The organism is Pseudomonas sp. NPDC089428 (genome assembly GCF_044749325.1).
GTDB lineage: Bacteria > Pseudomonadota > Gammaproteobacteria > Pseudomonadales > Pseudomonadaceae > Aquipseudomonas.
This window is the reverse complement of sequence record NZ_JBIVHT010000005.1, coordinates 270,230-295,290: the sequence shown is the minus strand read 5'-3', so window position 1 is coordinate 295,290 and position 25,061 is coordinate 270,230. Positions and strand designations below refer to the sequence as shown.

Sequence of the window (25,061 nt, the reverse complement as noted above, 5' to 3'; positions counted from 1 at the left end):
TTTACCCGATCGCGCGCAGGTGCACCGCAAAGCGCTCGGCCAACCATTGCGCGGCCGGGCCCAGCGGTTCGTCGCGGCGCCAGGCCAGCTCCGCCACCAGTGCCGGCGGGCGCCATTCGCTGTCGAGCTCGACCATGTGCGCCTGGTAGGTCGGGTACTGCACCACATGCCGCGGCAGCCAGGCCCAGCCCAGGCCGCGCATCAGCAGTTCGGCCATGGCGTAGAAGCTGTCGGCACGCCAGACGTGCGGGCTGATCGCCTCGCCGCCGGGGTAGCCACTTTGCTGCGGGGTGATCAGAAGTTGCCGGTGCCGGGCCAGCTGCTGACGGGTAACCCGGCCTTCGCGCGCCAGCGGGTGGTCGGCCGCACACACCGTGACCATTTCCACACTGCCCAGCGCACGCCGCTCCAGCGCTGCCGGGATACGTTCATGGTGGAAGAACAGCCCCAGGTCGGCACGCCGCTCGGCCAGCTTGCGCGCCACATCGCCCTGGGCGCCACTGGCCAGTTGCACCTCCAGATAGGGGTAGCGGCTGGCCAGTTCATCGAGGCTGTCGATCACCGGCTGATAAGGCATGGCCTCATCCTGGGCAACCCTGAGCAGTGCTTCCTGGCCACGCATCAGCGCCAGCGCGCGGCCATCCAGGCGCTCGCACTGACGCAACAGTTCGCGGGCATCTTCGAGCAACGCCGTACCGTTTTCGGTCAGTTTCGGCTGCCGTCCGCTGCTGCGCTCGAACAGCGTGACACCCAGGTCGGTTTCCAGCAGGGCGATGGCATTGCTGATGGCCGACTGCGCCTTGCGCTGTTCCCGGGCCACTGCGGAAAACGAGCGCAATTCAGCAACCCGCAGGAAGGTGCGCAGTTGTTCAAGGTTCCATTGCTCGGCCATCTACCTATCTCCAATCAAGATAGGTAATGACTTTACCGCATCTGGGCAACCGCTAGAATGCCGAGCCAGTTACCGGAGGAACCTGTCATGAATGCCTACACCTACCTCGCCATCGCCATCTGCGCCGAAGTCATCGCCACTGCCTCCATGAAGGCGGTCAAAGGGCTGAGCACGCCTTTGCCGTTGCTGCTGATGGTGGTGGGCTACGGGATCGCGTTCTGGATGCTGACCCTGGTGGTGCGCAGCATTCCGGTAGGCATCGCCTATGCGATCTGGTCGGGCCTTGGCATCGTGCTGATCAGCGTGGCGGCGCTGGTGGTCTATGGGCAGAAGCTGGATGTACCGGCAATGCTGGGCATGGCGATGATCGTTGGTGGCGTGGTGGTGATTCAGCTGTTTTCCAAAACTGCCGGGCACTGAGGCAGCCTGTATACTTGCCAGCTGTCCCAGTCTTCGAGGTACCGCCATGCCATCCGCCATTTCCACTGACGTGCTGATCGTCGGCGCCGGGGTCGCAGGCCTCTGGCTCAATGCCCGCCTGCGTCGCCTTGGCTACTCGACGGTGCTGGTGGAGCGCGCCAGCCTCGGTGGCGAGCAGACCATCAAGTCCCAGGGCATCATTCACGGCGGCACCAAGTACGCCCTGCACGGTGCCTTGACCGGTGCCTCGGAAGCCATCGCCGACATGCCGCGACGCTGGCGCGAAGCGATCAATGGCAGCGGCGAGCTGGACCTGACCCGTACCCGCCTGCTTTCCGATGCCCATTACCTGTGGTCGCCAGGCACCCTGGCCGGCAACCTGACCAGCTTCTTCGCCAGCAAGGCCGTGCGTGGCCGGGTCGATCAGGTAAAGGGCGAGCAATTGCCACCCGCCCTGCAGGACCGCGGCTTCAAGGGCAAGGTCTACCGCTTGGCCGAACTGGTGATCGATGTGCCCAGCCTGCTCGCCAACCTGGCCGAACTGGCCGGTGACAGCCTGCTCGCGGGCGAACGTGTCGAACCGCTGCGCGAGGGCGACGAACTGATCGGCCTGCGCGTAGACGACCGTGAAATCCGCGCCCAACGCATCGTATTCAGCGCTGGCGCCGGTACCGAAGACCTGCTGCATGCCCTGGGCCTGAAGCAACCCGCCATGCAGACCCGGCCGTTGCACATGGTCCTGGCCAAGGGCCCGAACCTCAAGCCGCTCTATGCCCACTGCCTGGGCGGCGGTCCGAAGCCACGGGTGACCATCACCACCCACCCGGCCGCCGATGGCCAGTGGGTCTGGTACCTCGGTGGCGACCTGGCCGAAGCCGATGGCGTGGCCCGCGAGCCCGCCGCACAGATCGCTGCCGCGCAAAAGGAAATTGCCCACCTGCTGCCCTGGGTCGATCAAGGCCAGGTGCGCTGGGCCACCCTGCGCGTCGATCGCGCCGAGCCCGCGCAGTCTGGTCTGGTTCGCCCCGACAACGCCTTCCTCGCCGAACAGCAGCGCCTGCTGGTGGGCTGGCCGACCAAACTGGCACTGGCACCGGACTTCAGTGACCGTGTACTGGCCAGCCTCGAACGCGACGGCGTGCGCCCGGCAGCTCAGGCCGACCTTGCCGGCTTGCCGCGCCCGGCCGTGGGTGTACCGGCCTGGGAGCAACTGCTGCCATGACCTTGCCAACCTTGCATGGCTTGCACCGCCCCCTGGGCAGCACCGGTTTCAATGTGTCGCCTCTGGGCCTGGGCACGGTCAAGTTGGGCCGCGACCAGGGCGTCAAATACCCCAATGGCTTCACCATCCCCAGCGATGACGAAGCGCGCCTGCTGCTGGCCCAGGCCCGCGAGCTGGGTATCAACCTGATCGACACCGCGCCGGCCTATGGCCGCAGTGAAGAGCGCCTGGGGCCGCTGCTGCGCGGCCAGCGTGATCAGTGGGTAATTGTCAGCAAGGTGGGGGAAGAGTTCGAAGATGGCCAGTCCAGCTTCGACTTCAGCGCCGCCCACACCCGCCGCTCGGTGGAGCGCAGCCTGCAGCGCCTGGAAACCGACCGCATCGAACTGGTGCTGGTGCACTCCGATGGCAACGACCTGGAAATCCTCGAGCAGGAAGAGGTCTACCAGACCCTCGCGGCGCTCAAGCAGGAAGGCAAGATTCTCGGCTACGGGCTTTCCGGCAAGACCGTCGCCGGCGGCCTGAAGGCGCTGGAGCAAGGCGATTGCGCCATGGTCACCTACAACCTCAATGAGCAGGCAGAACGCCCAGTGCTGGACTACGCTGCCGAACACGGCAAGGCCATTCTGGTGAAGAAGGCGTTGGCCAGTGGGCATATCTGCCTTGCCCCTGGGGTCGACCCGGTGCAGGCCAGCTTCGAGCTGTTGTTCGCCCACCCGGGCGTGAGCAGTGCTATCGTCGGCACCATCAATCCGTTGCACCTGGCCCACAACGTGGCCACCGTCGCCCGCATCCTGGGCCAGCATTGAGTTGCCACCCAGCCAAGATGGGCCTGGAGACTGACCCGACGCAAGGAGGAGCCTCGTGGCGCGTACGCTGATCCGCAAGAACCCGAGCAACTTCAAGACACTGCCGCTGCATGTCGAAGCCACCCCCGAAGGCCTGGTCTACCAGAGCATCGGCATGCCCCTGAACTTCGCCCAGACCCAGCAGCGGCGGCGCGCCATCCAGCTCGCCGACAAGCAGCGCTTCGTGGTCGAACTGGCCAACCTGGGTGTGTCCGTGCGCCTGACCCTGCATTGGCAGCACCGTGATTACTGGGTGCTGGTAAGGCAACGCCGCCAGGACCGTGGTGACGTGGTACTGAAACTGATTTCCGGCTATGTCCCCGCCCAGGAGCTCAACCTGCCACTGCACACCGCCGTCCAGGAGGTAGCTGAAGAATGCTTGCTGGAGACCCCGGAAGGCTGGCTGAGCGGGCGCTTCAACGACACATGGCTGCCAGCCCCATATGCCGCCGCACTGCATTACCGCGAAGCCTTGCCCTTCGTGCTGACCCCAGAGTCGGGTGCTGCCCGCCCCGTGCACTGCGGCAACCTGATGTTGCTGGAACGGCCACGGGCCTATGTGCATTTGCCGACGGCTTCGCTGCAGCTGATCTACGACATGCGCCTGCAGGTGCCGAGGGAGGCCAAGAAACTCAGCCTGTTCCATGTCGATGAGCGGCTGGAAGGCGACCAGCTGGTAGCGCGGCTCAACCGCAAACGGCCGGATCTGTACCTGATGCCGGTACAGGATGGCCAGCCGTTGGCCGAGTTGTACACGCTGAAGAAAGATGAGCTGGTGCCGGCGAGTACCCGCGGGCTGTACCTGGCCGAGAGCTTTGCCCGGCAGGAAGGCTGGGTGGTGGCCGACGAGCGGATTCGCTGGAAGGACTGGGTGAAGCAGCAGGGGCTGGTGGAGCGCAAAGCGGCCCCGGCTTCGCATCTGCAGCGTTTTGGTGACAAGGCACGGGCGCTGCTGGAACGGGCCCGCAGTTCACTTCACAAGTGATATTCCTGGGCTTGCGCGGTCCATGTGGGAGCGGCGGTTCGGCGCACCGATTTACCCGCGAACACCGGCGTACCCGGTGCCATGCAGCGATTTGCATTCTACGCGGGCAAACCCGCTCCCACAGGGGCCGCCATAGCGGCCCAGGGCTCGATCAGTTCTTGCGGATCTTCTCGACGATGGCAGTGGTCGAGCTGTTTTCGACCAGCCCCAGCACCTTCACGGTACCGCCATAGCCCTTGACGATATCGGCACCCACCACCTGGTCGATACCATAGTCCCCGCCCTTGACCAGCACATCTGGCTTGACCTGGCTCAGCAGGTTTTCCGGCGTGCCTTCAGGGAAGCTGATCACCCAGTCCACCGCGCCCAGGCCCGCCAGCACAGCCATGCGCCGGTCAACGCTGTTTATCGGGCGGCCCGGCCCCTTCAAGCGGCTGACCGAGGCATCATCGTTCACCGCGACGATCAGGCGATCACCCTGTGCCCGCGCCTGCTCCAGGTAGGTGACATGCCCGGCATGGAGGATATCGAAGCAACCGTTGGTGAAGACGATTTTCTCCTTGTGCGCCCGTGCATCGTCGATGGCCAGCAGCAACTGCTCCAGGCCCAGGACACCACGTTCGGAACCTTCCTCACGCTGGATTGCCCGGCGCAACTCCGGCGCACTGATTGCGGCGGTACCCAGCTTGCCGACCACGATGCCAGCAGCCAGGTTGGCCAAGGCCACGGCGTGCGGCAGGTCTTCGCCTGCGGCAATGGCAGCCGCCAGGGTAGAGATCACGGTATCGCCAGCGCCGGTCACATCGAACACTTCGCGGGCCCGGGCCGGCAGGTGCAGCGCCGGCTGACCGATGCGCAGCAGGGTCATGCCGTGCTCGCCACGGGTTACCAGCAACGCGCCAAGGTCCAGGTCCTGCAGCAATTGCAGACCTTTGGCGACCAGTTCGGCCTCATCGGCGCAACGGCCGACAATGGTTTCGAACTCGCTGAGGTTCGGGGTAATCAGGCTGGCGCCACGGTAGATGGAAAAATCCTTGCCCTTGGGATCGGCCAGAACCGGAATACCCTTGGCACGTGCGGCCTGGATCAGGCTCTGGTGGTTTTTCAACGCGCCCTTGCCGTAGTCGGAAAGGACCAGCACCTTGACACCCTCGAGCAGGCTGTCGACTTCCGCCCCCAGTGACAGCGGGTCGGTGGCGAACGGCTCTTCGAAATCGATGCGCAGCAGTTGCTGATGACGGCTCATGACCCGCAGCTTGACGATGGTCGGCTGGTGCGCGATGCGCTGGAACACCGAACGCACGCCAGCGGCCTGCAGGCTGTTGGCGAGGCTGTCGGCGGCCTCGTCCTGGCCAGTGACACCGATCAGCGAGGCTGGCGCGCCAAGGGCGGCGATGTTCAAGGCAACGTTGGCCGCGCCGCCGGGGCGATCCTCGATCTGATCGACCTTGACCACCGGCACTGGCGCTTCAGGCGAGATACGCGAAGTACCACCATGCCAGTAGCGGTCGAGCATGACATCGCCGACCACCAGTACCGGGGCTTGATCGAAACGCGGCATGGACAACTTCATGGGCAACCCATATGGAAATAATGAACAGGGGCAGGATATTAGCACAGGGTAGGCGACGGCTTTACGGCCAGATACACCCTGGAAAATTCCCGTGACAATCGGGGCCGATACGGCCCCGATCAAGGCGGGTCAGGTGATATCGGCTTTTGCCGGCTCATCCAGGCCCATGGCATGCAGGCGGGCATAATGGCCATTGGCCGCGAGCAGTTCGGCATGGGTGCCTCGCTCGACCAGGCGGCCCTGATCCATTACCAGAATCAGGTCGGCCTTCTCGATGGTCGACAGGCGGTGGGCGATCACCAGCGTGGTACGGCCCTGCATGACATGATCCAGGGCCGCCTGGATATGCCGCTCGGATTCGGTATCCAGCGCCGAAGTGGCTTCGTCGAGGATCAGCAGCGGCGCATTCTTCAGCAACGCCCTGGCAATCGCCAGGCGCTGGCGCTGGCCACCGGAGAGCAACACACCGTTTTCACCGACTTCGGTATCGAAGCCTTTTGGCAGGCGGTCGACAAACTCCTTGGCGTAGGCGTCTGCAGCTGCCGCTTCGATATCGGCACGCGGGGCGCCCGCCAGGTCGCCATAGGCAATATTGTTGGCCACGGTATCGTTGAACAGGGTGACGTGCTGGGTCACCTGGGAGACATGGCGGCGCAGGTTGCGCAGGCGATAGTTTTCGATCTCCACGCCATCGAGCAGAATCTCCCCCTGATCGTGGTGGTAGAAGCGCGGGATCAAGGCCGCCAGGGTCGACTTGCCGCTACCCGAGCGCCCGACCAGAGCAATCATCTGCCCAGGCTCGGCGACGAAGCTGATGTCGCTCAGCACCTCGCGTTCGGTACCGGGGTAGGTGAAGCTCAGGTTGCGCACTTCCAGGCGGCCTGCCACACGGTCCTTCTCGACGGTACCGGTGTCGAGCTCCGGCTGCTCATCCAACTGCTCGAAAATGCTCTCGGCACCGGCCAGGCCCTTCTGGATGGTCGAACTGACTTCCGACAGCTGACGGATCGGCTTGGGCAGCAGGCCTGCCGCCGTGATGTAGGCCACCAGGTCACCGGCAGTGGATTCACCTCGCAGGAACAGCACCAGGAACATCAGCGCCGCCATGGCGGTATAGATCACCAGTTGCAGCAGCGGTGTGTACAGCGAGCCGGTCTTGGTCATGTGCAGCTGCTTGTCGGTGTTGCTCTGGCTGGCCTTGCCGAAGCGCTGCTGTTCGTAGGCTTCACCGCCAAAGCTGCGCACCACGCGGTAACCCTGGATGGTCTCGGAAGCGACGTGCGTCACATCGCCCATGGCGGACTGGATCTTCTTGCTCTGCTTGCGGAATTTCTTGCTGGCAACGCTGACCATTACCGCGATTACCGGCAGGACAGCGACCATCACCAGGGTCAGGTGCCAGTTCATCCACAGCAGGTAGCCGAACAGGAACACCACCGTCAGGCCTTCACGGATTACGACCTTGATCGCATCTGTGGCGGCACCGGTGACCATGGTCACGTTGAAGGTGATCCGCGAAATCAGGTGGCCCGAGTTGTGGTTGTCGAAGTAGCGGTTGGGTAGCACCAGCAGCTTGTTGAACAGTTCCACGCGCAAGTCATGCACCAGGCACAGGGAAACCTTGGCCAGAAAGTAGTTGCCCAGGAACGAGCCCAGACCTTGCCATGCCGCGATCAGGATGATCAGCAGCGGAACCGCCTGCAGCAACTGCAGGTCGCGCAGGTAGGGAACATTGGGGAACAGGACTGCTTCCGGGTTGCTCAGCCCGTCGACGAAATATTTGAGAATCCCGGCCAGCATGGGCTGGGTCGAAGCAAAGATCACGAAACCAACAATGCTCAGCAGGAAAATGCCGACATAGGGTTTCACGTAGCTCAGCAGCCGGAAGTAGATCTTCAGGCTGGAGCTGTGCTCCGCCGGTAGCGGTGTTTCGGCCATCATCGAGCTCGCTGTTCAGGTTGAGCCGGAAATTTTACCACAGGCGTCATTTTCGGCACGTACCCATGGCAGCAACAGGGTCAGGCCGACCGGCAACCAGCTGATGAACCACTCTGCACGTGGGGTACCCGTGAGGCTGGCGGCATCGAACTGCATGGCCAACGTCGAGAACACCCAAAGACCCATCAGGAGTTTGCCAAGCACGGTGTGGCGGGCCCGCACGATCTCACCGAAGGTGAACAGCCAGACGGCAATCCACAGCAGCATTCCCGGCAAACCGAGCTCAATCGCCACATGGGTAAACAAGTTGTGTGAATGGTCGAATTGCAAACCGGCAGCGTTGACCCTGTAAGGCGCACCCAGGCCCAAACCGCTCCACGGATGCTCGCCGATCATGCCCAGCACCGCTTCGAAAATCTCCGGCCGGTACGATGAGCCACGCTGGGTGATGACGTCATACATCACATAAAAGGCCAAGGCAGTTGCCAGCAACGCGCCAAGGGCCAGCAACCGGCTGTGTCGATCACGCTGCCACAAGGGCGCCAGGACCACTGTCGCCAGCAATGCAAGCACTGCCCCGCGGCTCTGGCTCAGCACCGCAAAGGCAGCGAGGCAAGCAACCGCCAGCGCCCAGACAAGCTGGCCCATACGCTCATGGGGAACTTGATACAACAGCAACAATGTCGCGGCGCCAATGACATAGGCGCCCAGGATCGGGTGCGAGATCTCACCGATACCGGCCAGGCGCGCCAGTAATGGCTGGCCCTGAAGAATATAGAAATGAATGATCGAAACCAGCGCCGCCAGCGCCAGCAGGCCGCCGCCAATCTGCAACAAATGCCGCAGGCGATCGCTACCACCTTGGGCCAGCAGGGGGAACGCCAGCAGGAACAGTGCGACATAAAGCAGGCGTTTGACTTCTCGTCCCGGCTCCAAGGCCGATGTCCAGGCTAGACTGATTCCACCCCACACCATGAGCAACAGCAAGCTGCCCCACAAAGCGGGCTGGCGTCGCCAGGCTTCGACCAACACGCCACGCGCAGGCCAAGCCAGCAGCAGCGTCGGCAGCCACAGGAAGGCAATCAGTCCTTGCTGGTATAACTTGTTGCTGGGCGCCAGCGCTATAGCGCTGAGAAACCAGACCAGCCCGAACCCCAGCCAGACTTTCGCCCAATTTTTCTGATACAACATCCCTTCTCCCGCTGGATCCGTAACACCATCATGGTGTTAACGCGTAAATTTCGGCATTATTGCCGGTCATTTTCAGTTGCCGGACGACAAGGTCCTATCCATGCAATGCTCCCACCTCTCCCAGGTCGACTTCGATCAGCTGACACTTGGCGCCCAGGTACTGGAAGCTGACAGCCATGGGGCCAAAGTCTACCTGCTCAAGGATGGAAATTTCCTCAAGGTTTTTCGCCGAAAACGTCTGATTTCATCTGCACTGCTACGACCATACTCCCAGCGTTTCGTCGATAATGCCGAGCGCCTGGCGCAGCTGGGCATCCCTACCCTCGAAGTGATCAGCCAGCACAAACTGGATCTGCCGGGACGCACGGCGGTGCTGTATCGCCCCCTGCCGGGGCGCACCCTGCTGCAGTTGTCGCGTGAGAAGGGCTTCAGCTGGGATTCCGCGCTGCCGCAGCTGATCAAGCTGATCCATCAGCTGCATCGCAATGGCATCTACTTCCGCTCGCTGCACCTTGGCAATGTGGTGATGACGCCTGATCAGCGCCTGGGCCTGATCGACGTGGCGGATATGCGCTTCCTGCGCCCTCCGCTGTCGGCACGCATGGTCCGCCGCAATGTGCAGCATATGGTGCGTTACATCGAGCGGGAGAAACTGGGCGACCGCTTCCCACTGGATGAATTTGAAGCCGCCTTGCTGGCACGCTGATACTCAGCTGCGCAGCAGGCCTTCACAGCCTTCGCAGAAAGCCTGCCAGGCCGCTTCAGGTGCCATCGCCTGATGCTGCCGGGCAGCCAGGACCAGGCCGCAAGCAGCATCGCAGTGCTCTATCAACTTCACCCAAGCCCCCACATCACCGACAGGTAAATAGTGGCCTGAGTCCTGCAGCTGTTCACGGAACACCGGCAAGTCGCTGCACACGACCGGCACATCGGCAATCACCGCCTCTTGCACCACCAACCCGAGGCCTTCGGCACGCGACGGCACCATCATCCAGTCAAATGCCCGGTACAACTGCTGCACGTCATCGCGGTGGCCGCACAGGTGCACCCGACCGGCCAGGCCAAGCTCATCGATGCGCGCCTGCAGTGCCGCCCGCAGCGGACCTTCACCGATAATCGCCAATTGCATTCGAGGCTGTTGGGGTGCGACCTGGGCAAAGGCCTCTATCAACACCTCGAAGCCCTTGCTTTCGACCAATCGCCCCACAGCACCAAGCACAGGCCCATCGGTTTGCGACATCGCCAGCGCCTGGCGAGCCTGTTCGCGACTGAGCAACGGCTCGATGAAGGCCTGCGGATCGAACGCCACGCGCAGTGCCTGCACGGGGCGACCCAGTTCATGCGCCAACGAGTGAGCGAGCGTCTGTGAAACAGCTGCAAGGCTTAACCGATCTTCAGGCAGACTGCACAGCAGGCGTAGATCGCGTTGTGTCAGGCGGGTCCTGCCATGGAACAGCACCTTGGCGCGCAGCTGGGGCATTTTCTTCAGCAGCGGTAGCACCAGGCGCGCGACCCCAATGCCATCAAGCAACACGACCTCGGCGCCTGCTTCCATGAGCGCCTTGCGCAAGCGCAAACGCACCCACGGACGCATCAGCCGCCACAAGCCGTGCCCCTTGAGCATTCGATGCGGCATGTGCCATTCGCGGGTTAGCCCTTGCCCATGGCACAGACCACTACCCAGCAGCAGCCAGTGACTGATTCGGGCATCGCTCCCCGCATGCGATAGCACTTGCTGGTGAACCCTGTGGATGGACATGAACGGCTTTCCGCCCGCCCACATCACGTTGACAATGTTCATGCTGATAGCGCCCCTATCCGGTGCCAGCCAGGTGGGACAGAAGAGTCAACTGACAAGAAACGTAATTCCCATACCGATAACGACGCCTATTACCAGCACCACTCCAAGTTTCGCCCGCTCACGCTTGCGCCGCTTGGCCTTGCGACGAACCTCCTCGGGCAAAGTCACGTGGCTGCCGAAGCCCGTATGCAATACTGCATCCCCCTCCAGCTTGACCGCAGTCAGATTAAGCTCGGCATAGCGCCGAGAAAGCGCTTTCTCACCAGAATAGGCGGCAAATGGCGCACACCGCTGATAATCACTCAATCGACGCAAGCCCGGATTGAGCGAGAACGCTTGCCACTCCGCTTTTTCGGACAGCAGTGGATACAACGGCACCCCAGCGATCACCTGGCGCGCACCCAGAGAAATGTATGGACTGTGGATCGCCAGGTCATGGGCATGGCTACGCAACCAGACCTGCAGCACCCCAGGACTGACATCGAGCACCGCTTGGGAATCCTCGACGAACGCCTCACGGTAGAACTGCCAGTCATCTTCGCAATGGAAGATGTAGGCCGTCTTGACGTGACTGTAGGCCAGGTCGATCGAGGCCAGCTGGCCAAGCTTGGGCCGGTTGACGAACACCGTGCAATAGGGCTTCCAGTGCTCCGGAACGGCACCATGCACGGCATCATCACCAGAGTCTTCAGTGATGAAAACTTCGCGTATGGGCGCGGTATTGTAACGATCGAAACTCTCAAGGGTTTGCTTGAGCAGATCGAATCGACCGCAACTGGTCACAACCAGCGTGACTTCACTTTCTTGAGAAAAACGCACCGGACTCCCTCCGCGCTGCCACGATCAACTTTTCGCCACCCATCCCTGGCTGCATAAGTTCTTATAATTAAAAGCCCAGCTTCAGCCGCAGCCGCTGCCATGCAGACAATGGCGGATGGGGCCTCAGTGCTGGACGCATGTGTTCGACGATGCTACGGCCAACTTCGCCGAAGCTGAAGCGGGAAACGGCCAGCTGACGACCATTCTCGGCAATTCGCCCGGCCAGTGCTGGGTCGGCGCGCAAGGTACGCAACTTCGCCTGCAAGACCGGGATGGTGTCGTAAAACACCACGTTGTGCATGTCCTGCAGACCGAGGGCGCGATTTTCCTCCTCGCCCTGGTCGAACGCCAGCAGCACGCAACCACAGGCCATGGCTTCGAAGTTCTTGATCATATACTCGCCCATGCCGACATCGGCACTGACGAAGAAACGAATACGATTCAGCGTGTTGCAGTAGTCCTCACCCGACTTGGTGCGGGTCACCACCAGATTCTCGACCTGCCCCAGTTCATCCAGCAGTGCCTTGCGCCCGCTGTAGGCAACGCTGTTGGTGCTGCCGACGAAGGCCAGTTCGATATCGCGCTCGCGGCCTTGGTCGGCCAGCAGTTGCTCATCGTAGCCCTTGGGCACGAACACTGCGTCGAAACCCTCCTGGCGCAGGCGTTCGCTAACCATATAGCCCGAGCTGATCACCCGCGCCCAAGGCAACTTGCGGTAATGTGCGCTGAACTTGCCGGTGTACTTGCAGGGAATGTAGTTCTGGTAGGCGTCATGCTCAAGAATGACCAGGTTAGGCACCGTGCGGATAAACGCTACCTGACGGATCTCTTGCTTGAAGCGCAGGAAGAAGACAATGCGGTCATAGCGCTCGACCTGCACTTCACGTTTGAAATAACGGCGCAGGTTGCGCTGGTCTTCGCTGCTCAGCCAGCGCAGGTCACATTCACAGTTGGCCGCGACGCCGTCGTACAGGCGATCGAGAATCGCGCGCTGTTCCTTCTGTACCAGAAATAGAACTTTCATTGCTTTCCTTGGGCGCTCTGCGCCTTCGCGGTCAGGTTTACAGCTCTCGCCACCAGAACAATTCATGCCGGCGCACGGCCTTGCGGAAGAATTCGTTCTCCCCGTAAGGAGATGCTCGGCGCCCGGCCAGCCAGCGCTGCAGCAACCGGCGCAGACGGCGCTTGAACGGTGCCGGGGGCTGCAGGTCGTGCATCATGCCCAAGGCCATGGCCTTGTCGCGCTGGGTGGCGACATCCAGCAGCAACGTGCACGGCGCCCAGGCGTGCTCGGCGCTCAATTGCGGCGGCAGGGCCACACCATCGCCGCTGTCACCCATTGGCCAGCGGTCGTTGTCATGCAGGTGGTTGGCGTAACACAGCAGCGTCTGTGGCTGCCAGGCCATGCCCTGCAGGGCCTCCAGGACGGCAGCCTGGGCACAGACATGATCAGGATGTGGGTCGAGCTGCGGATGCGGCATCACCAGCACTTCAGGCCGGGCCATGTCCAACAGGGCGCGCAGGTCGGCCAGCAGGTTGTGCCAGGTTGGCGCACCATCGCGGTCGGCCGGCAGCGGAAACGGATTGAACTGACGGAACGGGCGGATATCGGCCATGTCTGCTTCGCGGGACACGGCAGGCTGATCGGGGGCCGCCTGCATGGCAGGCAGCTGCAGGCAGAAGTACCCCAACTGCACGCAATGCGATTCTGGCACGCCGCCCCAACGTGGCACCGCGATGCTGTCCCAGGCGCGCAGGCGGCCCTTCAGGCGGGCAGCCTCTGACTTGCCCAGGCCCATCTGCTGATAGTGCTCGGCCTCGATCTCACCTGCGGTCAGGGTCACCACCCAAGCCTCGTCCGCCTGGCTGTACAAACCATAGGCAGCCAGCTCGGCGTCATCAGCATGCGGCGCGATCACCATCACGCGGCGACGCTGCAACTCGACACTGGGTGTTATCCACAGACGTGGCTCGCCCTGTAACCGGCAATGACGCCCGCGCAGGCGCAGCGTGCCCGCCTGCAGGGCTGACGCCAGCCCGGTAAGGTTGAGGAAACGCAGCCCATCGACGCCACGTTCGAAGGTTTGCCGGTCACCGAGTTCGGCGCCATGCAACTCGACCTGCGGATCAAGGAAGCGCCCCAGCCAGCGACTTTTCACCCGCACTTCAAGTACCAGGGTTTCATCGCCCTGCAGCGCCGCGTTCACCTTGAGCAGCCCGTCGCGCAGAAGCACCGGTGTTTCGTGGCTCAGTTCGCCGAAGCGATAGGCGTAATCCTCGCCAGGTGCATAGAACAGGTGATCGGCGAACCAGGCCTCGTGAGCGGCCCAGAGCAGCGGCAGCAGCAAAAGCGGCAGCCACCACCAGGTAAAGACCCCCAGCGCCACCAGCACGACCAGGCTGGCCAGCAAGCCCAGGCGCTTGTTGCGCCGATGGCGCTTGAGCAGCTGCTGTTTGCGGCTCACGACTGGAATACCGGCACAGGGTTGCACCAACGGTCCTTGTACTCACGGTCGGCACGACCGAACGAGAAGCGAAGTGGCTTGTTGCGCGCACGAGCATCTTCCCAGGCCGCCTGGGTATTGAGGAAGCTCAGTACGCTACCGGGGCTGAAGGCCTTGGTTTCCGGATCGACGCCGCCGTTGATGTATTCGACGCTGATCCACTCTGGGGCTTCGACGCGATACACCAGCTGAATGGCGATCGGCTTGTCCTCGAGCATCAGCACCGAGCCGATCAGTAGCTCACGCAGGCGCTCCAGCACATCGGCCATGCGCTCGGCACCGGTGGCAGGGAAGCCCCAGCGGCGCTGGAACAGGTCGCAGTACATGGTTGCAATCTGCTGCGCACTGAAGTCGCTTATCGGGCGCACCACGCCACCCGCTTCTTCCAGCAGGCGCAATTCGCGGCGCTGGTTGTAGCGGAACTTCTTCGACAGGTCTTCGTGGGCGCGGGCCATGGCCAACTGCTCCTTCTGCACCTTGAGGCCACTGAAACGGCCCTGGTTCAGCTCGGACAGGTAGCGTGCGACATGGCGCAACGGGGCGCTGGCATCAGCCGCCGCCGGCAGGATGATCTCGGCATTACCAAGGTCGAACAAGGCTTTCTTGCCCGCACGCTTGAGCACCTCCTTGGACAGCGCCAGATGGCGCCCCCAGGTCGGGATGGCGGCTTTGAGCTCACCCGCCTGATACCAACCCAGGTAACGCACGGGAATCTGCGCCAGATCCGCCAACTGCTCGACCACCAAAGGGTGCGTCGCGACGCTGCCACCAAAACGCGCCCACGCCTCGGCGTAGCCTGCCGCGTCGATGACTTGCCAGCCGCGCTCGCGGATGGCCTGAATGTGATTGAGCATCAAGCCTTCCCCACCAGCGCACGAACCTGTGGCAACTGCCAGAACGCTTCGCGCACCGCCTGGTCGGAGAAACGCTCATGCAGGCGCCGCAGCATGTGCGCAGCACAGGCATCTCGCTGCTGTGCATCCAGCGCAGCCATGTGCCGCAGGGCTTGCGCCAGTTGCGCGGCATCGGCCAGCGGGAACAGCACGCCAACGCCTTCGACCACTTCACGAGCACCGCCACAAGCCGTGGCCAGCACCGGTACGCCGGCGACCATGGCTTCGAGCAGGACCATGCCGAACGGCTCATGATCGGAGCTCAGGGCAAATACATCGAAGGCCTGGAAATAGCGACGGGCATCCGCCACCTGGCCGAGGAAATCCACCTGCCCGGCAATGCCCAACTCGGCAGCCTGGGCCTTGAGCTTGGCCTCCAGGCGACCCTTGCCAAGGATTGCCAGGCGCGCGCCGGCTGGCAGGCCCGGTAGCGCCTCGGCAAAGCCACGCAGCAAGGTCGCCTGGTCCTTGTCAGGGTGCAGGCGGCCGACATTGCCAACCACCCACGCCTGGGCATCCAGGCCTAACGCCTCACGGGCCTCTGCACGGGGCACCAGGGCAGCTTGCAGGGCGTCGATGTCGATACGGTTGTACAGCGTCTGGATACGCTCGGCTGGCCACTGCGGCAGGCAACGGCGCATGTCGTCACGCACAGCGTCCGACACGCCCAGCAGGCTCAGGCGCTTGCTGAACAGGTTGGCAAACAGACGCCGGCCCTTGCGCTCATAGTCGCCAAACGCATGGTGCACGCCGATCACCGGCAAGCCGGTGCCCAGCAGCGCGACATAGATCGGCTTGAAACGGTGAGCGATGCAGAAGCTGAAATTGCGCTCGGCTGCGATGCGCCGCAGGGCACGAATCGCACCGAGTTTCAGACCACGCACGGCCTTGGAGCTGAATTCCAGAAACAGCACCTCGTCCGACGCACAGCCAGCCGCAACGTGCGGGTCGGCAGCGCCGGTGAGGAACACGGTGGTGACCTTGTAGCCGCTGCCCTGGAACAGGCTGGCGTACTGACGGGCACAATCGAGGAACGGCCCGTCATAGCCATGGCAGAACTGCAGGATCCGCGCTTCAGAGCGGCTGGTCATAGGCGGCGGCGCCGTCCTTCACGACCAGGATGTCTTCCATGATCAGGTACTGCAGGTCCGAACCGAAGAACATGTTCAGCGCATCGGTCGGCGAGCAGATCATCGGCTCGCCACGGCGGTTCAGCGAGGTGTTCAGCGACACGCCGTTGCCGGTCAGGTCTTCCAGCGCCTTCATCATGTCGTAGTAGCGCGGGTTGTATTCGCGCTTGAGCACCTGGGCACGCGAGGTACCGTCCTCGTGGACCACTTCCGGCACACGGGTCTTCCACTCTTCAGCCACTTCGAAGGTGAAGGTCATGAACGGTGCAGGGTGATCGACCTTGATCATCTGCGGGGCGACGGTGTCGAGCATCGACGGGCAGAAAGGTCTCCAGCGTTCGCGGAACTTGATCTGCTCGTTGATGCGGTTGGCCACGCCCGGCACGCTCGGGCAGCCAATGATCGAACGGCCACCGAGCGCACGCGGGCCGAACTCCATGCGGCCCTGGAACCAGGCCACCGGGTTGCCTTCGACCATGATCTTGGCGATACGCTGCGGCATGTCGTCGAGCTTGCGCCACTTCGGCGCGTTCGGGTGACGGGCGCAGGCGGCGATAACGTCCTCGTTGGTGTACGAAGGGCCGAGGTAGACGTGCTCCATCTTCTCGACCGGCACGCCGCGGGCGTGGGATACGTAGGCCGCAGCACCGACGGCGGTACCGGCGTCACCGGAAGCCGGCTGGACGAACAGTTCCTTGACGTCAGGGCGGGCGATGATCTTCTGGTTGAGCTTGACGTTCAGTGCGCAGCCGCCGGCGAAGGCCAGCTTGCCGGTTTCACGCAGGGTGTCGCCCAGGTAGTGGTCGATCATCTGCAGGGCGATCTTCTCGAACAGCGCCTGCATGCTGGCGGCGTAGTGGATATACGGCTCGTCGGCGATGTCGCCTTCGCGCTTGGGACCCAGCCATTCGATCAGCTTCGGCGAGAAGTAGAAGCCTTTGCCCTTCTCTTTATAGCGGCGCAGGCCGATGACGTTGGCGTACTCGGTGTTGATCACCAGTTCGCCGTTCTCGAAGCTGGCCAGGCGGGAGAAGTCGTACTTGCTGGCATCGCCATACGGTGCCATGCCCATGACCTTGAACTCGCCGTCGAGCATCTCGAAGCCGAGGAATTCGGTGATCGCGCCGTAGAGGCCACCCAGCGAGTCCGGATCGAAGAATTCCTTGATCTTGTGGATCTTGCCGTTTTCGCCGTAGCCGAAGAAGGTGGTGGCGTACTCACCCTTGCCGTCGATGCCGAGGATCGCGGTCTTTTCCTTGAAGCCCGAGCAGTGGTACGCGCTGGACGCGTGGGCCAGGTGGTGCTCTACCGGCTCGATCTTGATCTTCTTAGGGTCGAAGCCCAGCTGCTCCAGGCACCAGACGATCTTCTTGCGGTAGCGCTTGTAGCGACGGTTGCCCATCAGGATCGCGTCGAGGGCGCGGTCCGGGGCGTACCAGTAGCGCTTGGCATAGTGCCAGCGGGCCTTGCCGAACAGGCTGATCGGGGCGAACGGGATGGCTACCACGTCAACGTCGGACGGCTTGATGCCAGCTTGTTCCAGGCAGAATTTCGCCGACTCGTAGGGCATGCGGTTCTTCGCATGCTTGTCACGCACGAAGCGCTCTTCTTCGGCGGCGGCAACCAGTTTGCCGTCGATGTACAGGGCCGCGGAAGGGTCATGGCTAAGGGCGCCGGACAGGCCAAGAATCGTCAATGCCAAGGGATTAGCCTCTTCATTCGGTAGAGATGCGCCAGCGGCCTCATGGGCGGGTGGCGGCTAAAGGGCGAGATTATAACGCAAACATCAGGCGCTGCGCGTCGTTGTAGGAGCGGCCTCGTGTCGCGAAAGGACTGCGCAGCGGCCCCAGGATTTCAGCTTCGCAGCAGAAATTGCCGGGGACGCTTCACGCCCCTTTCGCGACGCAAGGCCACTCCTACAGAAATCGCGGTGCAGCTTATTCTGCGATCAGCCAGTCCATGCGGAAGCTGCCAGCCGTCTGCGCCAGCTCCTTGGCCAGCCACGGCAACAGTTCACGCAGCTCTTCTTCCAGCCCCCACGGCGGGTTGGCGATGGCCAGACCAGAGCCATTGAGGCCTTGCGGGCTGTCCTGATGGTGTACATACAGCTCGACACGCAGCAGTTTCGGTGCGCCGGTGCTGGTCAGGTCCTGGTAAAAGCGGGTCAGCGAACGCTGGTCCTTGATCGGATACCAGATGGCCGCAACGGTCTGGCGCATACGGCCGATCGCCTCCTTCATCGCGGTAGTGCAGCGCTTGAGCTCGTCCGCCTGCTCGAACGGCGGATCGATCAGCATGATCGCGCGCTTTTCCTGCACGGGCAGCAAGGCCCGTGGCACGTGCCAGCCCTCGCCCAGGTGCACGACCACGCGCGGGTCCTTCTTCATGTTCTCTTTGAGCAGCGGCCCGTCTTCCGGGTGCTTTTCATTGAGCAGCGCACGGTCCTGCTGTCGCATCAGGCGACGAGCCAGCTCGGGCGAACCTGGGTAGTAGCGCAGCTCACCATCGGCATTCAGGCGCTTGATGATGCGCAGGTAGTCCGCAGCCATGGCCGGCAGGTCTTCGCGGTTCCACAGGCGGGCGACGCCCTCCAGGTACTCGCCGGTGCGGGTCGCCTGATCACCTTGCAGGTCATAAAGGCCGAGGCCGGCATGGGTGTCGATGTAGGCGAACGGCTGCTCCTTGCGCGACATCAGGGCGATGAGGCGGGTCAGCACGATATGCTTGAGGACGTCGGCGTGGTTGCCGGCGTGGAAGGCGTGACGATAGTTCATGGCAACTCCTGCGGGGGTGGCAAGTTTACCTTGCCTTGCAGGCAGAGTCAGGCCTGGCTGCTGATCGGCGGCGCCCGCGAGGCAGGCGCCGCTGATTCAACAAGGATTACTTGTCAGCGTGATACGCCGCATCAGCGGTTTCGAAGCGCTGCACCATCGCCTGCGAAGGGCGACCCAGCTTGCTCACCAGAATGATGGCAATGCTGGCGAACAGGAAGCCGGGGATGATTTCGTACAGACCGAGCGTATCGAAGTTTTTCCACAGGATCACGGTCAGCGCCCCCACCACGATGCCGGCCAGCGCGCCGTTACGGGTCATGCCCTTCCACAGTACCGAGATCAGCACCACGGGACCGAAGGCGGCACCGAAACCGGCCCAGGCGTAGGCCACCAGGCCCAGCACGCGGTTTTCCGGGTTGGCCGCCATGGCAATGGCGATCAGGGCCACGGCCAGCACCATCAGGCGGCCGACCCACACCAGCTCACCCTGCGAAGCGTTCTTGCGCAGGAAGGACTTGTAGAAGTCTTCGGTCAGGGCACTGGAGCAGACCAGCAGCTGGCAGCTCAGGGTGCTCATCACCGCCGCCAGGATGGCCGACAGCAGCACACCGGCGATCCACGGGTTGAACAGGATCTTGGCCAGCTCGATGAACACGCGCTCATGGTTCTCGGTGACCGGGCCCGCCAGGTCAGGATGCGCCGAGAAGTAGGCGATACCGAAGAAGCCCACGGCACAGGTACCAGCCAGGCACAGGATCATCCAGGTCATGGAGATGCGACGGGCGTTGGCGATCGACTTCACCGAGTCGGCGGCCATGAAGCGCGCCAGGATGTGCGGCTGGCCGAAATAGCCCAGGCCCCAGCCCATCAGCGAGATGATGCCGATGAAGGTTGCACCCTTGAGCATGTCGAAGTTGGCCGGGTTCTGCGCTTCGATGGCCAGGAAGGTGGTATCGAAACCACCGGTGGAGATCAGCACGATCACCGGAGTGAGGATCAGCGCGAAGATCATCAGCGAGGCCTGCACCGTATCGGTCCAGCTCACTGCCAGGAAGCCGCCCACGAAGGTGTAGGCGATGGTCGCCGCGGCACCGGCCCACAGGGCGGTCTCGTACGGCATGCCGAAGGTGCTTTCGAACAGGCGGGCACCGGCGACGATGCCAGAGGCGCAATAGATGGTGAAGAACACCAGGATGACGATCGCCGAGATGATCCGCAGCACGCCGCTGCTATCTTCAAAGCGGCTGGAGAAGTAGTCCGGCAACGTTAGCGCGTCACCGTTGTGCTCGGTCTGCACGCGCAGACGGCCGGCAACGAACAGCCAGTTCAGGTAGGCACCGACGGTCAGGCCGATGGCGATCCAGGCTTCGGAAAGGCCGGAGAAGTAGATGGCGCCCGGCAGGCCCATCAGCAGCCAGCCACTCATGTCGGAGGCACCGGCGGAGAGCGCGGTAACCACACTCCCCAGGCTGCGACCGCCGAGAATGTAGTCGGAAAGGTTGTTGGTGGAGCGATAGGCCGCGAAACCGATCAGCACCATTGCCGCGATGTAGATCACGAAGGTGATCGTTAGTGGATTGCCCATGCGTGTGCCCTGGCGTTTGTTTTTATCTCATGCGCAACCGTCATCGAAGACGGTTGCACCCAGGCGGCGCATCCTATGCAACAACGCAAAGTCGGTGCAACCATTTTTCATTTGCAAGTTGCACCCACTCGTGCCATTTCAGAAAATTCTGCTTTTTTGCTTCATTCGGGAGCAAAAAGCGCGTTTTTCATAAGAAAAAGCACTGTAGGCCGTTCCTTTTTTAGCTGTAGGAAATGTCGCCAGACGAGTTGCACCTTTTCTTCAAGAAATTCGGGTTGCACCTGGTTGCACCCGAATTCGCCTGCAGCTAATCTTGGCGCAGCTTAAGCCACAGCCGTGGCAATAATGAGGATAAGAAATTGGCGACGACCACCCTTGGGGTCAAACTTGACGACCCGACCCGTGAGCGACTCAAGGCAGCTGCGCAGTCCATCGACCGCACGCCGCACTGGTTGATCAAGCAAGCGATCTTCAATTACCTAGAGAAGCTCGAGGGTGGCGCCACCCTGACCGAACTCAACGGTCACGCCAACAACCTGGTCGATGACGCTGGCGAGGTCCAGCCAGACCACGCCCACCAGTGCTTCCTCGAGTTCGCCGAGAGCATCCTGCCGCAGTCGGTATTGCGTTCCGCGATCACCGCCGCCTACCGCCGCCCCGAGCAGGAAGTGGTGCCGATGCTGCTGGAGCAGGCGCGCCTGAGCGCTCCACTGGCCGAAGCCACCAACAAGCTGGCGGCCGGCATCGCCGAGAAGCTGCGCAACCAGAAGAGTGCTGGCGGCCGTGCCGGCATCGTTCAGGGCCTGCTGCAGGAGTTCTCCCTGTCGTCCCAGGAAGGCGTGGCCCTTATGTGCCTGGCCGAAGCCCTGCTGCGCATCCCCGACAAAGGCACCCGCGACGCCCTGATCCGCGACAAGATCAGCAACGGCAACTGGCAGCCGCACCTGGGCAACAGCCCGTCGCTGTTCGTGAACGCTGCCACTTGGGGCCTGCTGCTGACCGGCAAGCTGGTCTCCACCCATAATGAAGCTGGCCTCACCTCCTCGCTGACCCGCATCATCGGCAAGAGTGGCGAACCGATGATCCGCAAGGGCGTCGACATGGCCATGCGCCTGATGGGCGAGCAGTTCGTGACCGGCGAAACCATTGCCGAAGCCCTGGCCAATGCCAGCCGCTTCGAAGCCAAGGGCTTCCGCTATTCCTACGACATGCTTGGCGAAGCCGCACTGACCGAACATGACGCACAGAAGTACCTGGCGTCCTACGAGCAGGCCATCCACTCGATCGGCAAAGCCTCCCATGGCCGCGGCATCTATGAAGGCCCGGGCATCTCGATCAAGCTGTCGGCGCTGCACCCGCGCTACAGCCGCGCCCAGTACGAGCGCGTGATGGAAGAGCTGTACCCGCGCCTGCTGTCGCTGACCCTGCTGGCCAAGCAATATGACATCGGCCTGAACATCGACGCCGAAGAGGCCGACCGCCTGGAGCTGTCCCTCGACCTGCTCGAGCGCCTGTGCTTCGAGCCGGCCCTGGCGGGCTGGAACGGTATCGGTTTCGTTATCCAGGCCTACCAGAAGCGTTGCCCGTACGTGATTGACTACGTCATCGACCTGGCCAAGCGCAGCCGCCACCGCCTGATGATCCGCCTGGTAAAAGGCGCCTACTGGGACAGCGAGATCAAGCGCGCCCAGGTCGAGGGCCTGGAAGGCTACCCGGTCTACACCCGCAAGGTGTATACCGACGTATCCTACGTGGCCTGTGCCCGCAAGCTGCTGGCCGTGCCGGAAGCCATCTACCCGCAGTTCGCTACCCACAACGCTCACACCCTGTCGGCCATCTATCACATCGCCGGCCAGAACTATTACCCGGGCCAGTACGAGTTCCAGTGCCTGCACGGCATGGGTGAACCGCTGTACGAACAGGTTGTAGGCAAGGTCGCCGACGGCAAGCTGAACCGTCCGTGCCGTGTATACGCCCCGGTCGGCACCCACGAAACCCTGCTGGCCTACCTGGTCCGCCGCCTGCTGGAAAACGGCGCCAACACCTCGTTCGTCAACCGCATCGCCGACCACTCGATCTCGATCCAGGAACTGGTCGCCGACCCGGTCGCCAGCATCGAGCGCATGGGCACCCAGGAAGGCAACATCGGCCTGCCGCACCCGCGTATCCCGCTGCCGCGTGAGCTGTATGGCAGCGACCGCGCCAACTCGGCCGGTATCGACATGGCCAACGAACACCGCCTGGCGTCGCTGTCCTGCGCCATGCTGGCCACTGCCAACAACGACTGGAAGGCCACCCCGCTGCTGGCCTGCGCAGCCAGCGAAGCTGCACCCGTGCCGGTACTGAACCCGGCGGACCACCGTGACGTGGTCGGCCACGTGCAGGAAGCGACCGTCGCCGACGTCGACAATGCCATCCAGTGCGCGCTGAACGCTGCACCAATCTGGCAGGCCACCCCGCCAGCCGAGCGGGCCGCGATCCTCGAGCGCACCGCCGACCTGATGGAAGCCGAAATCCAGCCGCTGATGGGCCTGCTCATCCGCGAAGCCGGCAAGACTTTCGCCAATGCCATCGCCGAAGTGCGCGAAGCCGTGGACTTCCTGCGCTACTACGCGGTGCAGGCACGCAACGACTTCAGCAACGACGCCCACCGCCCGCTGGGTCCGGTGGTGTGCATCAGCCCGTGGAACTTCCCGCTGGCAATCTTCACCGGCCAGGTGGCCGCAGCCCTGGCTGCCGGCAACCCGGTGCTGGCCAAACCGGCCGAACAGACCCCGCTGATCGCTGCCCAGGCCGTGCGCCTGCTGCTGGAAGCCGGTATCCCGGAAGGCGTGCTGCAACTGCTTCCAGGTCGCGGCGAAACCGTCGGTGCCGGCCTGGTCGGTGACGAGCGCGTCAAAGGTGTGATGTTCACCGGTTCCACCGAAGTTGCCCGCCTGCTGCAGCGCAACGTCGCTGGGCGCCTGGACAACCAGGGCCGGCCAATCCCGCTGATCGCAGAGACCGGCGGCCAGAATGCGATGATCGTCGACTCCTCGGCACTGACCGAGCAGGTGGTCATCGATGTGGTGTCCTCCGCCTTCGACAGCGCCGGCCAGCGTTGCTCGGCCCTGCGCGTGCTGTGCCTGCAGGAAGACTCCGCCGACCGCGTGATCGAAATGCTCAAGGGCGCCATGGCCGAAAGCCGCCTGGGCTGCCCGGACCGCCTGGCCGTGGACATCGGCCCGGTGATCGACGCCGAAGCCAAGGCCGGTATCGAGAAGCATATTCAGGGTATGCGCGAGAAAGGCCGCACGGTCTATCAAGTGGCAATCGCCGATGCTGCCGAGATCAAGCGTGGCACCTTCGTCATGCCAACCCTGATCGAGCTGGACAGCTTCGACGAACTGAAACGTGAGATCTTCGGCCCGGTGCTGCACGTGGTGCGTTACAACCGCCGCAACCTCGACCAGCTCATCGAGCAGATCAACGCTTCCGGCTACGGCCTGACCCTCGGCGTGCACACCCGCATCGACGAAACCATCGCCAAGGTGGTGGAAACCGCCAACGCCGGCAACATGTACGTCAACCGCAACATCGTTGGCGCCGTGGTGGGCGTGCAGCCGTTCGGCGGTGAAGGCCTGTCCGGCACCGGCCCGAAAGCCGGTGGCCCGCTGTACCTGTACCGCCTGCTGTCGACCCGCCCGGCCGACGCCATCGGCCGCCACTTCCAGCTGCAGGATGGTACGGGCCAGCCGGACCGAGCCCTGCACGACCAGCTGATCAAGCCGCTGCACACCCTCAAGGCCTGGGCCGAGAGCAATCAGCAGACCGAACTGGCCGCGCTGTGCAACCAGTTCGCCAGCCAGTCGCAGAGCGGCATCGCCCGCCTGCTGCCCGGCCCGACCGGCGAGCGCAACACCTACACCATCCTGCCGCGCGAGCATGTGCTGTGCCTGGCAGACAACGAAGCCGACTTGCTGGCGCAGTTCGCCGCGGTGCTGGCTGTGGGTAGCTCGGCGGTGTGGGCAGACGCAGAACCCGGCAAGGCCCTGCGCGGTCGCCTGCCGAAGGAGCTGCAGGCCAAGGTCAAGCTGGTTGCGGACTGGAACAAGGACGAAGTGGCGTTCGACGCCGTGATCCACCATGGCGACTCCGACCAGCTGCGCGGCGTGTGCCAGCAGGTGGCCAAACGTGCCGGGGCGATCGTCGGTGTGCACGGGCTGTCCAGCGGCGACCACCAGATTGCGCTGGAGCGCCTGGTGATCGAGCGGGCAGTGAGTGTGAACACTGCTGCTGCAGGTGGTAACGCCAGCCTGATGACCATTGGCTGAGGCCAGGGGTTGTTGAGGAACAAGGAGAGCTTCGGCTCTCCTTTTTCATGGCGCACGCCTTGAGATATTTGGCGCCTGCCAGATCGAGCGCCGCGCGGGCGGCGCTCGATTTCACAGGCGCTGAAAGCATCAAGGCATGCACCTGCATGCCCCACCCTTTTTATAGCCATATC

General features: G+C 63.1%; 19 protein-coding genes. 6 read left to right on the top strand and 13 right to left on the bottom strand.

Features of this window, described 5'->3' with window-relative positions; genetic code table 11:
- Position 1: 1 nt before the first annotated feature.
- Positions 2 to 892, bottom strand: coding sequence for a LysR family transcriptional regulator (locus ACIPZ5_RS12475; RefSeq protein ID WP_313710477.1), 891 nt, complete (start codon positions 890 to 892; stop codon positions 2 to 4).
- A gap of 87 nt (positions 893 to 979) precedes the next feature.
- Between ACIPZ5_RS12475 and ACIPZ5_RS12470 the strand changes: the two genes are divergently transcribed.
- From ACIPZ5_RS12470 to ACIPZ5_RS12455, 4 genes are read left to right on the top strand one after another with little or no spacing between them, the layout of a single operon-like run.
- Positions 980 to 1,312: a multidrug efflux SMR transporter gene (locus tag ACIPZ5_RS12470; RefSeq protein WP_054887895.1), complete on the top strand. Its 333-nt coding sequence runs from the start codon at positions 980 to 982 to the stop codon at positions 1,310 to 1,312.
- Positions 1,313 to 1,358: 46 nt separating this feature from the next.
- Positions 1,359 to 2,534 carry an FAD-dependent oxidoreductase gene (locus ACIPZ5_RS12465; RefSeq protein ID WP_343598149.1) on the top strand — a complete coding sequence of 392 codons (1,176 nt, stop codon included), beginning with the start codon at positions 1,359 to 1,361 and terminating at the stop codon, positions 2,532 to 2,534.
- Positions 2,531 to 3,343 (top strand): aldo/keto reductase, encoded by an 813-nt coding sequence (locus tag ACIPZ5_RS12460; protein WP_400808898.1) that lies wholly within the window; start codon positions 2,531 to 2,533, stop codon positions 3,341 to 3,343. The genes ACIPZ5_RS12465 and ACIPZ5_RS12460 overlap by 4 nt, the downstream gene beginning before the upstream one ends.
- Positions 3,344 to 3,398: 55 nt before the next feature.
- Complete coding sequence (locus tag ACIPZ5_RS12455; protein ID WP_343598145.1) at positions 3,399 to 4,367, top strand: metal ABC transporter ATPase; 969 nt, start codon at positions 3,399 to 3,401, stop codon at positions 4,365 to 4,367.
- A 151-nt stretch (positions 4,368 to 4,518) separates the two neighbouring features.
- Here ACIPZ5_RS12455 and hldE read toward each other — a convergent pair whose 3' ends face one another.
- From hldE to ACIPZ5_RS12440, 3 genes are all read right to left on the bottom strand, one after another.
- Positions 4,519 to 5,940: a bifunctional D-glycero-beta-D-manno-heptose-7-phosphate kinase/D-glycero-beta-D-manno-heptose 1-phosphate adenylyltransferase HldE gene (gene hldE, locus ACIPZ5_RS12450; RefSeq protein ID WP_261942443.1), complete on the bottom strand. Its 1,422-nt coding sequence runs from the start codon at positions 5,938 to 5,940 to the stop codon at positions 4,519 to 4,521.
- Between the two features lie 129 nt (positions 5,941 to 6,069).
- A complete protein-coding gene (gene msbA, locus ACIPZ5_RS12445; protein WP_313710471.1) occupies positions 6,070 to 7,878 on the bottom strand; it encodes a lipid A export permease/ATP-binding protein MsbA in 1,809 nt (602 codons plus the stop codon).
- A 15-nt stretch (positions 7,879 to 7,893) separates the two neighbouring features.
- Entirely contained in the window at positions 7,894 to 9,069 is a 1,176-nt protein-coding gene (locus ACIPZ5_RS12440) for an O-antigen ligase family protein (RefSeq protein ID WP_400808895.1), read from the bottom strand.
- A gap of 100 nt (positions 9,070 to 9,169) precedes the next feature.
- On the opposite strand from ACIPZ5_RS12440, the gene ACIPZ5_RS12435 reads away from it, so the two are divergent.
- Positions 9,170 to 9,775, top strand: coding sequence for a toluene tolerance protein (locus tag ACIPZ5_RS12435; protein WP_343598141.1), 606 nt, complete (start codon positions 9,170 to 9,172; stop codon positions 9,773 to 9,775).
- Positions 9,776 to 9,778: 3 nt separating this feature from the next.
- Here the strand turns inward: ACIPZ5_RS12435 and ACIPZ5_RS12430 are convergent, their stop codons facing one another.
- The 9 genes from ACIPZ5_RS12430 to putP all read right to left on the bottom strand — a co-directional run bounded on the left by ACIPZ5_RS12430 (position 9,779) and on the right by putP (position 20,575).
- The gene (locus ACIPZ5_RS12430; protein WP_400808892.1) at positions 9,779 to 10,870 is read right to left on the bottom strand and encodes a glycosyltransferase; all 1,092 of its coding nucleotides are present in this window, start codon (positions 10,868 to 10,870) and stop codon (positions 9,779 to 9,781) included.
- 45 nt (positions 10,871 to 10,915) lie between these two features.
- The gene (locus tag ACIPZ5_RS12425) at positions 10,916 to 11,689 is read right to left on the bottom strand and encodes a glycosyltransferase family 2 protein (protein WP_343598139.1); all 774 of its coding nucleotides are present in this window, start codon (positions 11,687 to 11,689) and stop codon (positions 10,916 to 10,918) included.
- Between the two features lie 67 nt (positions 11,690 to 11,756).
- Positions 11,757 to 12,713, bottom strand: coding sequence for a glycosyltransferase (locus tag ACIPZ5_RS12420; protein ID WP_343598137.1), 957 nt, complete (start codon positions 12,711 to 12,713; stop codon positions 11,757 to 11,759).
- A 37-nt stretch (positions 12,714 to 12,750) separates the two neighbouring features.
- A complete protein-coding gene (locus ACIPZ5_RS12415; RefSeq protein WP_343598135.1) occupies positions 12,751 to 14,154 on the bottom strand; it encodes a PIG-L family deacetylase in 1,404 nt (467 codons plus the stop codon).
- Positions 14,151 to 15,047 (bottom strand): antimicrobial resistance protein Mig-14, encoded by an 897-nt coding sequence (locus tag ACIPZ5_RS12410; RefSeq protein WP_400808889.1) that lies wholly within the window; start codon positions 15,045 to 15,047, stop codon positions 14,151 to 14,153. The genes ACIPZ5_RS12415 and ACIPZ5_RS12410 overlap by 4 nt, the downstream gene beginning before the upstream one ends.
- The gene (locus ACIPZ5_RS12405; protein WP_400808887.1) at positions 15,047 to 16,177 is read right to left on the bottom strand and encodes a glycosyltransferase; all 1,131 of its coding nucleotides are present in this window, start codon (positions 16,175 to 16,177) and stop codon (positions 15,047 to 15,049) included. The genes ACIPZ5_RS12410 and ACIPZ5_RS12405 overlap by 1 nt, the downstream gene beginning before the upstream one ends.
- Positions 16,161 to 17,918 (bottom strand): carbamoyltransferase, encoded by a 1,758-nt coding sequence (locus ACIPZ5_RS12400; protein WP_400808884.1) that lies wholly within the window; start codon positions 17,916 to 17,918, stop codon positions 16,161 to 16,163. Before ACIPZ5_RS12400 ends, ACIPZ5_RS12405 begins: the two co-directional genes overlap by 17 nt.
- A gap of 235 nt (positions 17,919 to 18,153) precedes the next feature.
- A complete protein-coding gene (locus ACIPZ5_RS12395; protein WP_343598127.1) occupies positions 18,154 to 18,990 on the bottom strand; it encodes a 23S rRNA (adenine(2030)-N(6))-methyltransferase RlmJ in 837 nt (278 codons plus the stop codon).
- A 106-nt stretch (positions 18,991 to 19,096) separates the two neighbouring features.
- Complete coding sequence (gene putP, locus ACIPZ5_RS12390) at positions 19,097 to 20,575, bottom strand: sodium/proline symporter PutP (RefSeq protein ID WP_343598125.1); 1,479 nt, start codon at positions 20,573 to 20,575, stop codon at positions 19,097 to 19,099.
- Between the two features lie 359 nt (positions 20,576 to 20,934).
- On the opposite strand from putP, the gene putA reads away from it, so the two are divergent.
- Entirely contained in the window at positions 20,935 to 24,888 is a 3,954-nt protein-coding gene (gene putA / locus ACIPZ5_RS12385) for a trifunctional transcriptional regulator/proline dehydrogenase/L-glutamate gamma-semialdehyde dehydrogenase (protein ID WP_400808880.1), read from the top strand.
- Positions 24,889 to 25,061 lie beyond the last annotated feature (173 nt).

Coding starts and splice junctions, on each gene's coding strand:
- ACIPZ5_RS12475 (WP_313710477.1), bottom strand. CDS start 892: ATGGCCGAGCAATGGAACCTTGAACAACTGCGCACCTTCCTGCGGGTT.
- ACIPZ5_RS12470 (WP_054887895.1), top strand. CDS start 980: ATGAATGCCTACACCTACCTCGCCATCGCCATCTGCGCCGAAGTCATC.
- ACIPZ5_RS12465 (WP_343598149.1), top strand. CDS start 1,359: ATGCCATCCGCCATTTCCACTGACGTGCTGATCGTCGGCGCCGGGGTC.
- ACIPZ5_RS12460 (WP_400808898.1), top strand. CDS start 2,531: ATGACCTTGCCAACCTTGCATGGCTTGCACCGCCCCCTGGGCAGCACC.
- hldE (WP_261942443.1), bottom strand. CDS start 5,940: ATGAAGTTGTCCATGCCGCGTTTCGATCAAGCCCCGGTACTGGTGGTC.
- msbA (WP_313710471.1), bottom strand. CDS start 7,878: ATGGCCGAAACACCGCTACCGGCGGAGCACAGCTCCAGCCTGAAGATC.
- ACIPZ5_RS12440 (WP_400808895.1), bottom strand. CDS start 9,069: ATGTTGTATCAGAAAAATTGGGCGAAAGTCTGGCTGGGGTTCGGGCTG.
- ACIPZ5_RS12435 (WP_343598141.1), top strand. CDS start 9,170: ATGCAATGCTCCCACCTCTCCCAGGTCGACTTCGATCAGCTGACACTT.
- ACIPZ5_RS12430 (WP_400808892.1), bottom strand. CDS start 10,870: ATGAACATTGTCAACGTGATGTGGGCGGGCGGAAAGCCGTTCATGTCC.
- ACIPZ5_RS12420 (WP_343598137.1), bottom strand. CDS start 12,713: ATGAAAGTTCTATTTCTGGTACAGAAGGAACAGCGCGCGATTCTCGAT.
- ACIPZ5_RS12410 (WP_400808889.1), bottom strand. CDS start 15,047: ATGCTCAATCACATTCAGGCCATCCGCGAGCGCGGCTGGCAAGTCATC.
- ACIPZ5_RS12405 (WP_400808887.1), bottom strand. CDS start 16,177: ATGACCAGCCGCTCTGAAGCGCGGATCCTGCAGTTCTGCCATGGCTAT.
- ACIPZ5_RS12395 (WP_343598127.1), bottom strand. CDS start 18,990: ATGAACTATCGTCACGCCTTCCACGCCGGCAACCACGCCGACGTCCTC.
- putP (WP_343598125.1), bottom strand. CDS start 20,575: ATGGGCAATCCACTAACGATCACCTTCGTGATCTACATCGCGGCAATG.